The 11,613-nt window shown below is 74.2% G+C and carries 14 protein-coding genes; 3 read left to right on the top strand and 11 right to left on the bottom strand.

Features of this window, described 5'->3' with window-relative positions; translation table 11 throughout:
• Positions 1–1,186: alkaline phosphatase PhoX (locus AB0D45_RS05945; protein ID WP_362455451.1), on the top strand; the 1,186-nt coding region annotated here is incomplete at its 5' end.
• 99 nt (positions 1,187–1,285) lie between these two features.
• Here AB0D45_RS05945 and AB0D45_RS05950 read toward each other — a convergent pair.
• The 4 genes from AB0D45_RS05950 to AB0D45_RS05965 all read right to left on the bottom strand — a co-directional run bounded on the left by AB0D45_RS05950 (position 1,286) and on the right by AB0D45_RS05965 (position 6,249).
• Entirely contained in the window at positions 1,286–2,536 is a 1,251-nt protein-coding gene (locus tag AB0D45_RS05950) for a HAMP domain-containing sensor histidine kinase (RefSeq protein WP_362455452.1), read from the bottom strand.
• Complete coding sequence (locus AB0D45_RS05955) at positions 2,524–3,240, bottom strand: hypothetical protein (RefSeq protein WP_362455453.1); 717 nt, start codon at positions 3,238–3,240, stop codon at positions 2,524–2,526. The genes AB0D45_RS05950 and AB0D45_RS05955 overlap by 13 nt, the downstream gene beginning before the upstream one ends.
• Before the next feature lie 118 nt (positions 3,241–3,358).
• Entirely contained in the window at positions 3,359–5,350 is a 1,992-nt protein-coding gene (locus tag AB0D45_RS05960; RefSeq protein WP_362455454.1) for an FUSC family protein, read from the bottom strand.
• A gap of 71 nt (positions 5,351–5,421) precedes the next feature.
• On the bottom strand, positions 5,422–6,249 hold the full coding sequence (locus tag AB0D45_RS05965; RefSeq protein ID WP_361596898.1) for a hypothetical protein: 828 nt from the start codon (positions 6,247–6,249) through the stop codon (positions 5,422–5,424).
• Between the two features lie 163 nt (positions 6,250–6,412).
• Between AB0D45_RS05965 and AB0D45_RS05970 the strand changes: the two genes are divergently transcribed.
• On the top strand, positions 6,413–6,826 hold the full coding sequence (locus tag AB0D45_RS05970; RefSeq protein WP_362455455.1) for a hypothetical protein: 414 nt from the start codon (positions 6,413–6,415) through the stop codon (positions 6,824–6,826).
• A 66-nt stretch (positions 6,827–6,892) separates the two neighbouring features.
• Here AB0D45_RS05970 and AB0D45_RS05975 read toward each other — a convergent pair whose 3' ends face one another.
• The 6 genes from AB0D45_RS05975 to AB0D45_RS06000 all read right to left on the bottom strand — a co-directional run bounded on the left by AB0D45_RS05975 (position 6,893) and on the right by AB0D45_RS06000 (position 9,784).
• Positions 6,893–7,132 carry a hypothetical protein gene (locus AB0D45_RS05975; RefSeq protein ID WP_362455456.1) on the bottom strand — a complete coding sequence of 80 codons (240 nt, stop codon included), beginning with the start codon at positions 7,130–7,132 and terminating at the stop codon, positions 6,893–6,895.
• Between the two features lie 58 nt (positions 7,133–7,190).
• A complete protein-coding gene (locus tag AB0D45_RS05980) occupies positions 7,191–7,547 on the bottom strand; it encodes a hypothetical protein (protein ID WP_362455457.1) in 357 nt (118 codons plus the stop codon).
• A 100-nt stretch (positions 7,548–7,647) separates the two neighbouring features.
• Positions 7,648–8,232: a class F sortase gene (locus tag AB0D45_RS05985; RefSeq protein ID WP_362455458.1), complete on the bottom strand. Its 585-nt coding sequence runs from the start codon at positions 8,230–8,232 to the stop codon at positions 7,648–7,650.
• A 234-nt stretch (positions 8,233–8,466) separates the two neighbouring features.
• Positions 8,467–8,712: a hypothetical protein gene (locus AB0D45_RS05990; protein WP_361596913.1), complete on the bottom strand. Its 246-nt coding sequence runs from the start codon at positions 8,710–8,712 to the stop codon at positions 8,467–8,469.
• A 59-nt stretch (positions 8,713–8,771) separates the two neighbouring features.
• Entirely contained in the window at positions 8,772–9,527 is a 756-nt protein-coding gene (locus tag AB0D45_RS05995; RefSeq protein ID WP_362455459.1) for a CbtA family protein, read from the bottom strand.
• Between the two features lie 41 nt (positions 9,528–9,568).
• The gene (locus AB0D45_RS06000; RefSeq protein ID WP_361596919.1) at positions 9,569–9,784 is read right to left on the bottom strand and encodes a CbtB domain-containing protein; all 216 of its coding nucleotides are present in this window, start codon (positions 9,782–9,784) and stop codon (positions 9,569–9,571) included.
• A 241-nt stretch (positions 9,785–10,025) separates the two neighbouring features.
• On the opposite strand from AB0D45_RS06000, the gene AB0D45_RS06005 reads away from it, so the two are divergent.
• Positions 10,026–10,484 carry a histidine phosphatase family protein gene (locus tag AB0D45_RS06005; RefSeq protein ID WP_362455460.1) on the top strand — a complete coding sequence of 153 codons (459 nt, stop codon included), beginning with the start codon at positions 10,026–10,028 and terminating at the stop codon, positions 10,482–10,484.
• Between the two features lie 69 nt (positions 10,485–10,553).
• Here the strand turns inward: AB0D45_RS06005 and pucL are convergent, their stop codons facing one another.
• Positions 10,554–11,471, bottom strand: a complete 918-nt coding sequence (gene pucL / locus AB0D45_RS06010; protein WP_362455461.1) for a factor-independent urate hydroxylase — start codon at positions 11,469–11,471, stop codon at positions 10,554–10,556.
• Between the last annotated feature and the right edge of the window lie 142 nt (positions 11,472–11,613).

An 11,613-nucleotide genomic window follows, 5' to 3' on the forward strand; every position in this document is an offset into this window, starting at 1 on the left:
CGTCCAGGCCGCGCGCCTGAAGCGCTACGGCGTGACCTCCGGCGCGTCCGAGCGCAAGTGGGAGCGCTTCGACAAGCGCTTCGACGTCGCGCAGGAGCCCAACGAGCCGCACCGCTTCGGCTGGGTCGTCGAGCTGGATCCGTACGACCCGCACTCCGTCCCGCGCAAGCGCACCGCGCTCGGCCGGTTCAAGCACGAGGCCGCGCAGCCCCGCCTGACCGAGGACGGCCGCCCCGTCATCTACATGGGCGACGACGAGCGCTTCGACTACTTCTACAAGTTCGTCTCCTCGAAGCGGATGATGAAGGGCGACTCGCGCGCGGCGAAGGAGCACAACCTCACGCTGCTCGACGAGGGCACCCTCTACGTCGCCAAGCTCACCGGCGACTCCCCGGCCGCCGCGATCGACGGCTCCGGCAGGCTTCCCTCCGACGGCGAGTTCGACGGTTCCGGTGTCTGGATCAAGCTGGCCACCGCCTCCCCCTCCGGCAACGTCTCGCACGTCGAGGGCATGACCGCCGAGGAGGTGTTCGTCTTCACCCGGCAGGCCGGTGACAAGGTCGGCGCCACCAAGATGGACCGCCCCGAGGACGTCGAGCCGTCCCCGCGCACCGGCCGGGTCTACATCGCGCTGACCAACAACACCGACCGCGGCAAGCCCGGCAAGGCCGGCGCGGACGAGGCCAACCCGCGCAACCTGAACAAGCACGGCCAGATCCTGGAGCTCGCCGAGAACTTCGACGACCCGGCGGGCGACGGTTTCGCCTGGCGGCTCTTCCTGGTCGCCGGTGACCCGAACGACCCGGCCACCTACTTCGCGGGCTTCCCCAAGGACAAGGTCAGCCCGATTTCCTGCCCCGACAACGTGGCCTTCGACCCGCACGGCAACCTGTGGATCTCCACCGACGGCAATCAGCTCGGCTCGCACGACGGCCTGTTCGCCGTCGCGACCGCGGGTGAGCGGCGCGGTGAGCTGAAGCAGTTCCTCACCGTCCCGCGCGGGGCCGAGACGTGCGGTCCGCTGGTCCAGGACAAGCGCGTCCTGGTCTCCGTCCAGCACCCGGGGGAGATCGACGGCGCGTCCGTGGAGAAGCCGCAGTCGGTGTGGCCCGACGGCCCGGGCAAGATCGTCCGCCCGGCGGTGGTGTCCGTGTGGCGCAAGGACGGCAAGAACATCGGCGTCTGACCGAGCCGGTGAGCAGGGCCAGTTGACCGGTCGCCGGGGTGTTTCCCGGGCGGAGGTGTTTCACGTGAAACATCCGCCGGGGCTTCCCCGCGAGGCCGGTCAGCCGGTCTCCGGCAGCCTTCCGACCGGGAGCCGGAGCGTCGTCAGCGCGCCCCCGTCCGGGGCGTTGGCGAAAGTCAGCGTGATCCCCAGCACGGCCGCCTGGCCCGCGACGATCGTCAGACCGAGCCCCTGGCCGCGGCCGCGTCCGGGGTCCCCGGTGCGGAACCGCTTCGGGCCCTGCTCGATCAGCTCGGGCGGATAACCCCCGCCGTGGTCGCGGATCACCACCACCGGCCCCTCCACCGCCACCTCGACCGGCGGCCGCCCGTGCTGGTGGGCGTTGGCCAGGAGGTTGGCCAGGATCCGGTCCAGGCGCCGGCGGTCGGTGAACACCACCGCGTCCCGCACGATCCGTACCTCGGCGGACAACCGGGTGCCGGCCACGGCGCGTTCCACGGCCCGGCCCAGCTCGACCTGGGCCAGGTCGGCCCGCTCCACCCCGGAATCCAGCCGGGAGATCTCCAACAGGTCCTCGGTGAGCCGGTGCAGGGCGCCCAGCCGGTCGTTGATCATCTCGGTGGGGCGGCCCTCCGGCAGCAGCGCGGCGGCGGCCAGTGAACCGGTCAGCGGGGTGCGCAGCTCGTGCGCGACATCCGCCGTGAACCGCTTCTCGGCCTCCAGCCGCTCCTGGAGCGAGGCCGCCATCGAGTCCAGGGCGTGTGCGACGTCCCGTACTTCGTCGCGGGAGCCGTTCGGGCCGGTGTCCGCGGGGAAACCGACCCGGGCGTCCAGGTCGCCGGCGCTGATCCGGCGGGCGACGGCGGCGGTCGTCACGAGCCTGCGGCTGATCCGGTCGGCGAGGAACACACCGGCCAGGGCCACCACACCGGCCGCCAGCGCCGAGGAGGCGAGGATCGCGGTGTCGAGGTGGCGCAGCCGCTCGCGCGTGCTCCCGTACGGGATCCAGACGGCCAGCGCCTTCCGGTCGGCGGGGGCGGCGGCCCACATGACCGGCTTGCCCTCGTAGGTGCCGACCATGCTGCCGGTCCGCCCGCGTGCGACGAGGCCGCGCAGGGGGGTGGGCAGGCCGGGCGGGTCCAGGGCGGCGTTCACGTCCCCGTGGGCGGTGCCGTACGCGTAGTGGCCGAGGGCGTGGTCCAGGTCCCGGTTCGCGTCCTTGCGGACCTCGCCGACGATCTGCCGGGCGACGACGTTGTGCACCAGGATCCCGAGGGCGGCGGCCACCGCGCAGCACACCAGGGTGGTGGTGACGGCGATCTTCCAGCGCAGGCTGCTCAGCGCGCGCATCGGAACCGGTCCCCGCCGTGCGGGACGTCCGTGAGGGCGGGGCAGTCGTCGAGGGTGAGCTGCGACAGGCTCATGCTCCCGGTCTTCGGGTCCCACACGTAGTCGGAGACGGAGATGTAGGCGGGGTTCGACGTGGGCTCGCGGACCGACAGGTGCTCGGCGGCGACCTCCACCCCTTCCAGCACCCCGCGCCGGGACAGGATCCGGGCGATGCTGCCGTCGTCCCGGACGGTGTAGACGCGCAGCTCGGTGACCCGGCCGTCCACGTCCAGGGCCGCGATCAGCTCCTCCTTGCCGTTGCCGGTCAGGTCGTGGAGGACGCCCGGGCGGACGGGGCAGTACGGGCCGCCGTCCGCAGCCCCCGTGCAGAGCGTGAGCCGCTGGACGGCCCGGGGGTCGACGAGCCGGCCGGAGCCGGCGTCCTGGGCGGTGGCGGAGGTGATGTCGGCCCGTACGACGGCCAGCGCGTCCACCCCGCGCATGCTCTGCCCCTCCGCCTTGGGGAGCCCGGGCACCACGGCGGCCGTGCCGGGCTGCTGCCCGGGGCCCGGCGGGTCGGGGCGGTAGCCCTTCCACAGGCTCTTGGGGGCGTGCACGGTGCCGAGGGCGCCCGCGCTGCGCAGCCCCTCCACGTCGGCGCACCCGGCCGTGGCCGTCAGGAGGGCGGCGAGACCGGCGAGGGCCGGGAGCTGCGTGCTGCGCATGTACACGATGCTGCCCCCCGCCCCGCGTCCCGGCCCGGCCACTGCTCCATCCGTGCCCCTCGCACCGCCCGTCCCCCCGGGGAATCCCCGGGGGACGGGGTGGGGCGCGGCGGGAAGGTCAGAGGTGGGAAATGGCGCGGGCGGCCGCCAGTTCCTGGCGGAGGGGGGCCAGGACGTCGGCCCCGCCGGCCTCCGGGGGCGTGTCCGCGCGGACCGGGGAGGGGTTGCGGCGGACGCCCTCGGCCAGCTCGCGGAGCTGTCGCGCGATCCGGTCGACCTCCGCCGCCGCCGGCGCGGCGGCGCCGTGGTCGACGCGGACCCGCGCGGCGGTGGTGGCGTCGACGATGCGCTCCACGGCCACCACCAGCGGCCACCACGCGGCGGCCCGGCTCCCGGTCGGCGGGGGCTCGGTGAGGGCCCGCTGGAACTCGCTGCGCACCCCCGAGAGGTCGCGGTAGATCCGGCGCCGGGCCTGGAGGCGGGACTGCCGGGCGGCCCGCAGCGCGGCCCCGTCCGTCACGGGGGCGAAGGCCCGCTCCACGTAGCGGGCGGCGTCGTCGACGGCGTCGGCGAGCCGGTCCCCGATCCGGGTGTGCCAGCTCTCGGGCCACAGCAGGTAGCCGGCGACGAGGGCGATGCCGCAGCCGATCAGGCTGTCGAGCAGCCGGGGCAGGATGAGGTCGAAGCCCTCGTGGTTGAGCTGGTCCGACAGGAGCAGGATCACGGGGGTGATGGCCGCGGTCTGGAAGGCGTACCCCTTGGCGGAGAAGGCGGGGATCAGCGCGGCGAGCACCACCATCGCCGGTACGTCCCACCAGCCGCGCGGCACCTCGGAGAGGACGGCGGCCGCGAGGACCAGCCCGGCGGCCGTGCCCAGGGCGCGCAGCACGGCCCGGGAGAACACCGACCCGAAGTCCGGTTTGAGGACGAAGGTGACGGTCAGCGCCACCCAGTAGGAGCGTTCCACGTCGATCAGGGAGACGAGCGACTGGGCGAGCCCGATGCACAGGGCCAGGCGCAGCCCGTACCGCCAGGAGGCCCCGGACAGCATCACGTCGCGCACCCCGCGCCCGGCCCGGACGCGCAGGGCGGCGGGCCGGCCGAGGCGGTCGTCGACGTTGTACGGGTCCGGTTCGGCGAGGTGCACGATGGCCGAGGCGTGCCGCAGCGCGGAGTCCATGGCCCGCTCGGACGGGGTGCGCGCCGCGGGCAGGGCGAGGGCGGGGGTCCCGGTGCGGCCCTCCTCGACGCCGGCGGCCAGTTCCCGTACGGCCGCCGGGATCTCGGGCGGCAGCGGCACGCCCCGCAGGTGGGCGGCGGGCGCGGCCTCCACGAGCGGGATCAGCACGTTCAGCTGGGCCAGCATCCGCACCAGGGCGGGGCTGCGTCCGTGCACCCGGGCGCGGCGGCCCAGGACAAGGTCGTAGGCCTGGTTGAGGGCCTGCGTCACCTCCTGGCGGCGTTCGTCGTACGCGGCCTGCGGCCCGCCGCAGGCTTCGAGGGCGTCGGCCAGCGCCCGGTAGGCGGCCGCGACGGCGGCCCGCTCGGGCTGCCGCCCGCGCAGGGGCCAGCCCAGCAGGGTCAGGACGAGTACGAACAGGCCGCCGGCGGTGAGCAGCAGCGGTGCGGTCCACCAGGGCCGGGGCATCGGCAGGCCGGCCCCGACGACGGCGTTGAGCAGGAGCAGCAGCCCCGACACGGAGGCGACGGTGCCGATCGAGGAGATCATCCCGGAGAGGAGCGCGATCAGGGTGAGGACGGCGACGGCGAGCCAGCCGTGTCCGTAGACGAGGGTGCCGACGGCGACGCCGACGGCGCCGAGGGCCTGCGGGACGGCGATGTTCAGGATCCGCATCCGGTAGGCGTCGGCGGTGTCGCCGATGACGCCGGCGAGGGCGCCCATGGAGACGAGCGCTCCGTACTCGGGCTCGTCGAGGGCGAAGCCGAGGGCGAGCGGGGCGGCCATCGCGATCCCGGCGCGGGCGGCCGCGGCCCACGGCACGGGGGCGCTGCTCGGCCGCAGGCCCGCGAGCAGCCAGTCGGGGGGAGCCAGGGGGTGGGGCCGGGGCCGCCCGGCCGGTATGTGCTCGGTGCGTCGTTCGGTGGTCATTCCGCTTCCGTGTCGCCGCTCGCGAATCGGTCGTTCTGGGGAGTTCTGCGGAGGATGGGTACCTTCCGAGCTTATGGGGTGCGGCCGAGCCGGCCCATCAGCCATGCGGTCAGCGCGGTGGCCAGTCCGACGGCGAGCACCACCCAGGCGGTGGTGCGCAGGAACGCGGTGAGGGCGTCGTACACCGCGGCGGCGGCGGGCCGGTCGATGTCGGCGGGCAGGTCCTCCAAGGTGAGGCGGCGGCAGACGCTCACCGCCGTTCCCAGCACCAGGGCGCCCACGGCGAGCCCGGCGCCCGTGGCGAGGAGGGCCCGCCGGCGCCGGACGGCGACGGCCACCGCCGACACGGCCAGCAGCACGGTCAGGACCGGAAGCCAGACTCCGGCGATCTGCAGCACGTGGAACCCCTCCCGGAGAGCGCCGAGGTTGTCGTATTCCATGACCTTCACGGAGAGGTGGGTCTCCGGGATCCGGTCGGCGAAGGGCACGTCGTCCGCGAGCAGCTCCTCCTTGACCCGCGCGATCACGGGCGCGAGGTCGATGGTGACGGCGTCCCCGTGGCCGGTTTCCAGGGCGTCGAGGAAAGCGGCGTGCGCGGCCCTGTTGGCCGCCTCCCAGGCGGTCCGGTAGGCGGGGGTACCGGAGAAGGAGCGCAGGGCCTCGCCGATGAGGGCGTCCACGCCGCCCTGGAAGGGACCCGCGTCGATCTGCCCGGTCAGGGCACGGGTCGCCTGGGTGACGACCACGTCCTGGACCGCCGGGTTCCGCGCGAGGGGCGCCATGACCGCGGTGTAGTGGTCGGCGTCGCCCAGCCGGCGGTCGGCCCAGTACGCGACCGCGCTCGCGGGAACGAGCAGGGCCACGAGCACGATGAGGGCCGCCGACAGGAAGGTGCGCACGTCACCAGGGAAAGCGGGCGGCGGGGTGCGGCGCCACCCCTGCTGCTGCGTCCGGGGCCCCGATTCCCTCACGGGACGCGTCCCAGACCGCCCGGACGGGTGATCCACTTGCCGCTCCCGGGTGCCGGGTGTGCCCTTGAGGATGGAAGAGAGGAGCCCCGCCATGGCACATGCGGCACCCACCGCCCCCCGGCGGCACCGCCCGATGAGGTCGGCGGACGCGCAGCAGCACACCGACAGGAGCACCCTGGTCCGCGCGCTGCTGCTCGGCCTCGTCTACGGGGTCTGGGCGGCCTTCATCAAGCGCCAGATGGGCCCGGTGGACGCGGGCAACGTGTTCTACGGGATCCTGTGCGGCCTGGTCTTCGCGGCGTGCATGGTCGCCCTCGCGCGGGTCGGCCCGAAGCTGAGGCGGGAGCCGCACGCCGCCGCGTACGGCGTGTTCGGCGGCGTGGCCGCCGGCTACCTCCACAGCCTGACCAACGAGTCCGTGCTTCGGGCCGCCGTCGTCGGCCTCTTCGTGGGGCTGGGTGTGGGGCTCACGGCCTTCTACCGGTACTACACGCGGGAGGACTGAGCCCGGCGCCGGTGCCCGCACCCCCTCCACGGGGTGCGGGCACCGGCACCTGCCGTCCCGCCCGGGCTACGCCGCCGAGCCCGCGGGGTCCTGCCGGGCGGTGCCGGAGACGGGCTCTGCGTCGGCGGCAGCGGCGGGCTGCGGCACCGTCCGGTCCGCGCCGGGACGGCCGTCGGCGGTGGGCCCGCCGGTAGTGGGCCGGGCGGCGGTGCGACGGTCCTGCCCGTCCTTGCGGACCGGCGGCGAGAAGCGGGCGACCTCGGCGCGGAGCATGGCGTTCAGGGCGGCGTACGGGTCGATGGGCATGGCGGAACCTCACGGTGGTTCGGGGTGTGTGGGGGGTCGCGTCCGCTGCTCGGCCCGCTCAGCAGCGCAGGACCACACTCCGTACCGTCCGCCGGGACAGGGCCGGTGCGGCCGTCCCCGACGAAGCAGCGCGGGCCGTCCCACTCGCGTGTTCCACGTGAAACATGCGCGGCGACAGCCGCCGTACGGCCGGCGCGCCGCGCAGGACCGCCCGCAGCGCCGCGCGGCCCACAGGATCCCCGGCCGGCTCCGACTGGCCCTCGGTGGGGTCGGCCGGCGCGGAGGAGGCGGGGCGGGAGTCCGCGCCGGCCGAGGCCGTCGCCGCCGGACCGGCACCGAACAGGCACAGCAGGGCCACGCAGGCCACCGTCAGGGCCCGCGCCAGCGCCGTCCGCGTGCACCGCGCACCGTTCATGGGCCCTGCATGCCCCGACACGCCGATCGACGTGCCGCGAACCCCCGAGAAGCCCCCGACCGGAGGACGAAGACACCCCCCTCGGCTGATCCCCGCCCGGTCAGCCGGCGCGCTGCGGCGCCGTCAGACGGGCCAGGACGGAGGTCTCGCCGCTGACCAGCCGCAGCCGCGCCCTCCCCGCGTCCCCGGCCGGCGCCGTGACCGCGTGCGGCGACACCCGCTCGACGGTGAACACGGCCGTACGGTGGTCCGCGCGCGGGATCTCGATGACGCGCCCGCGCCGCAGCCCGGCGAGCGGCAGCCCCTCACCGGTGATCACGGCCGTCCCGGCGGACCCGGGAGCCGGGCCGTCGGTGTCCCAGCCGGCCCGGCCCGCACCGCCCGGCGGGCCCCCGTCCAGCGGGAGGTCCACACCGAGGCCGGGGATCCGCAGCCGCAGCGGCCGTGAAGGCCGCATGGGAGGGGCCGACACCGTCCGGTGCTGCGTGCCGGGGGCGTGCGCACCGGAGTGGTCCAGCCCGCGCACGAGACGGCGGTGCCCGGACAGGCCCAGCGCCCGGGAGGGCAGCGCGTCGGTGACGCCCGAGGCGGCGGGCTCCGCGCCGGCACTGCCGCGCAACAGGCCGACACCGGTACAGAGCAGAGTGACCGTCAGCGCGGCGGCGGCCCACTGGGCGCGGGACATGGCGTTCCTCCTGTCCGGCTCGGGCGGCCGGTCCTGGGAGCAGTGGACCGCTCCCGGGCCGCCCGCACATCGCCGGAAACCCGAGATATGACGGCGCGTCACGCGTCCGCCCCGCCCCGGTGTCGGCGTCCTCGCAGCTGGCGGCGGGTGCACCGGCCGTACGCACCGGGTCGACCCCCTACCCCCGAACGGATGAAGGGTGACCCGCGCCCCGAGCCCGCGCCCCGAGCCGGCTCAGACCACCACCAACGCCACCGCCGCCACCCCCATGAGGGCGGCGGCGAGGTGCATCGCGGGATGGCCGTAGTCCCCGAACCAGAGCTGCCGGGCCAGCCCGCCGAGGGCGGCCAGGGCGCTGATCACGCCGATCTGGGCGATGAGGGTGACGGCGGTGAAGGGGGCCAGGACCAGCAGTACCGAGTTGAGCCAGAACGGCGCGGCCCCGGTCCAGCCCCGCCATTCCCGGATCGCGGACGGCATCGCCGGATCCCACCCCTCTCCACACCCGTCACACGCGCAACAGGTGTGTCGCGCTCAGCTCATCGGCTGACAGCCTCCTTGGGTGTGGCGGCCGGGACAAGAGCGCGTTCGGCTAGAAAACCGAAGGCCAGGCCGAAAGTCGCCCACAGCGCTGCCTGGATGGCCAGCGACGCGAGACGGAACTGCCAGATCAGCGCGGCCGGGAAGTCGGCCGGCACTTCGTTGATCCCGGGCAGCAGGGCGTACGAGACGCCCACCGCGGCCACGAAGGCGAGCGAGGCCGCGACCGAGGCGTTCCAGTTGCCCAGGCGCGGCGCGAGCCGCCGGCCCAGGACCAGCGCGGCCGCCGCCAGCAACGCGCTCAGGGCGATCATCAGCAGGTAGAGGGCGGTCCGCCGGGCGGCCGTGTCGGGGTCCCCGACGGCCGGCGGGTTGGCGGGGTACTTGAAGAACGGCACCAGGGTCATGGTGACGAACAGGGCGCCGGTGACCAGGGCCGCCGTGGCCCGGGCGCCGAAGCGCCCGATCCGGCCCAGGGCGAAGCAGTAGACGAGCGCGGCGATGCCGCCGAGCGCGACCCCGTACAGCAGGACGCCGGTGCCCAGCCCGGCCGTGGCCTGGAGGGCCCGGCTGACCGGGGCCTCCTCGGCGCCGTGGTCGTGGCCGGCCGCGAGGTGGCCGGCCTCCTCGATGGCGATCGCCGCGTCCACCTTGGACTCGCCGAGGAGGTAGGCGACGACGAAGGCGGCGACGCCCGCGAGCAGGCCGGCCAGCATGCCCCGCACCAGCAGGGCACGGGGGGAGACGGTGTTCACGTAGGAGCCCCTTGCGTGATCGTGAGGGAGATCAGAAGGGGTCAGTGGCAGGGGAAACCGAGCAGGTGGCGGCCGTCGTGCAGCCACTCGTGGACGGTCTCGCCCTGGAAGACGGCGGTGGCGCCCTGCTCGATGCCGACGAAGTACAGCAGGACGAGGGTCAGGACCGCGGCGAAGGCGGCCCAGGGGGCCAGCGCGGAGAGGGAGATGGGGGCGACGGCGGCGGGGGCCGAAGCGGGCGCGGCGATGTGAGCCATTGCAGAACCTCCAGGGGGAACACGCGTCCCGGTCAGTGGTGCTCTCTTCGAAGGCGGCGGGTCTGACTTCCCTCCCGCGGTGCCGCGGGAGGATTCACAGTGGCGCGACCGTGCCGGATTCTCACCGGTACTTCCGTCATACCTTCGTCATGTCGTCCGAGACCGTACCGCGCCGGTGGCGTGAACACCACGGCGTGTGGCCGCCGTCTCACGCGCCGGGCGTGCGCTCTACGCTCCCCGCATGCCGTCCGTACGCGTACACCTCGCCACGCCCCCGCTCGACGCCGCCGCCCGCCAGGGGCGGTTCGGACACGGAGAACCGTGCCCCGTCCACCCGGGCCTGGCCGGGCCGGCCATGGGGCGGTGGGCGGGCCGGACGCTCGAAGAGGTGGCCGCCGAGGACCCTGAGGGGGTCCGGCGCTGGCTCACGGACCCTCAGTTCGCGCCCCCGGGCGGCGGGGAGGCCACGGCGGCACTGATCACCCGGACGGGTGAGTACCTGGCGGGCCTGGGTCCCGGCCGGCACCACGCGGTGGTCGCGCAGGCCGTCGTACGGGCGGCGGTGGTGGCGGCGCTGGAGCTGCCGGCGGCGGCCTTCTGGCGGCTCGACGTCCGGCCGGACACCGTGACGGTCCTCAGCGGGCGGGCGGGCCGCTGGAACCTGCTGGTCGGACAGCAGCGGGAGGAGGCGCGGGAGTGAACGCGGTCCGGCCCGGACCCCGCGACGCGGTCCGGGCCGGACGGAAGGCTCGCTGCGGTGGCAACCGCCCTACGCGACGATCCAGTCGGAGGTCGCGATCACCGGCTGCACGCCGTCGCGGTGGACGGTGCCCTCGATCAGGCCGTACATCCGGTCCGCCGCGAAGTAGACCTCGTTGTCGTTCTTGAGGCCGAAGGGCTCCAGGTCGACGAGGAAGTGGTGCTTGTTGGGCAGGTTGAGACGGACCTCGTTGACCTTGGGGCAGTTGTCCAGCACCCGCTCGGCCATCTGGTTCAGGGTCTGCTGGAGCGAGTAGGAGTACGTCTCCGCGAAGGCTTCCAGCATGTGCTTGCGGACCTTCTTGTACGACTGGTCCCAGTCGTGGTCCCGGTCGTCGGCGGCGAGCGCCGAGTGCGCCCAGCGGGCGGTGACCTTGGTGGCCAGGATGCGGTCGTACGCCTCCTGGAGGGTCGTGTACTTGTCCTTGATGTAGCCGTGGAACTCGGAGTTGGTCGAGTTCATCACCGTCAGGTCCTTCAGCCCCGAGATGACCTGGAGGCCGGTGGTCTCGCTGTAGGTGACCTGCGCGGTGCGCACCTCCTGGCCCTTGCGGACGAAGGAGTGCTGCTCCTTGCGGGTCGGGACGGGGATCCGCTCCCAGGCGTACTCCTCGATGCGGATCTGCGCCTCGCGGATCGGGGCCTGGGAGGAGACGAAGTGCTTGGCGAGCAGGATGCCGAAGGCCTCGGGGGAGGCGATGCCGTGCTCCTTGCCGAAGGCGTACACCGTGTTCTTGGTGGTGTCGGTCGGCAGGCAGTTGGCGTTGTCGCCGGTCAGGTGGACGTCACGGAACTCGCCGCGCAGCGCGACCGAGACGTTGAGGTCGCGGATCTCGTGCCAGGACCCGTCGTTGCCCTTGCGGGTCACCACGACGATGCGGTTCTCGGCCTTGCCGTACTGGTTCTGGCCCAGGACGTGCTTGCTCATGCTGTCTTCCTTCGGGTACTCGGGAACACGGAGTCCGTTCGATCTGGATCCCGTACGCCCGGCGTCCAGCGCCCGCCCTCCTGGAAGGGCGTCCCGCTCCCCGCCGTTCGGTCCCTCGGGACCGCCCCGGGACTGACGTGCA

It is taken from the genome of Streptomyces sp. NPDC048352, assembly GCF_040651895.1.
Lineage (GTDB): Bacteria > Actinomycetota > Actinomycetes > Streptomycetales > Streptomycetaceae > Streptomyces.

Excerpts from the sequence above, each read along its gene's own strand:
- AB0D45_RS05950 (WP_362455452.1), bottom strand. The coding sequence starts at position 2,536 with ATGCGCGCGCTGAGCAGCCTGCGCTGGAAGATCGCCGTCACCACCACC.
- AB0D45_RS05955 (WP_362455453.1), bottom strand. The coding sequence starts at position 3,240 with ATGCGCAGCACGCAGCTCCCGGCCCTCGCCGGTCTCGCCGCCCTCCTG.
- AB0D45_RS05960 (WP_362455454.1), bottom strand. The coding sequence starts at position 5,350 with ATGACCACCGAACGACGCACCGAGCACATACCGGCCGGGCGGCCCCGG.
- AB0D45_RS05970 (WP_362455455.1), top strand. The coding sequence starts at position 6,413 with ATGGCACATGCGGCACCCACCGCCCCCCGGCGGCACCGCCCGATGAGG.
- AB0D45_RS05975 (WP_362455456.1), bottom strand. The coding sequence starts at position 7,132 with ATGCCCATCGACCCGTACGCCGCCCTGAACGCCATGCTCCGCGCCGAG.
- AB0D45_RS05980 (WP_362455457.1), bottom strand. The coding sequence starts at position 7,547 with ATGAACGGTGCGCGGTGCACGCGGACGGCGCTGGCGCGGGCCCTGACG.
- AB0D45_RS05985 (WP_362455458.1), bottom strand. The coding sequence starts at position 8,232 with ATGTCCCGCGCCCAGTGGGCCGCCGCCGCGCTGACGGTCACTCTGCTC.
- AB0D45_RS05990 (WP_361596913.1), bottom strand. The coding sequence starts at position 8,712 with ATGCCGTCCGCGATCCGGGAATGGCGGGGCTGGACCGGGGCCGCGCCG.
- AB0D45_RS06000 (WP_361596919.1), bottom strand. The coding sequence starts at position 9,784 with ATGGCTCACATCGCCGCGCCCGCTTCGGCCCCCGCCGCCGTCGCCCCC.
- AB0D45_RS06005 (WP_362455460.1), top strand. The coding sequence starts at position 10,026 with ATGCCGTCCGTACGCGTACACCTCGCCACGCCCCCGCTCGACGCCGCC.
- pucL (WP_362455461.1), bottom strand. The coding sequence starts at position 11,471 with ATGAGCAAGCACGTCCTGGGCCAGAACCAGTACGGCAAGGCCGAGAAC.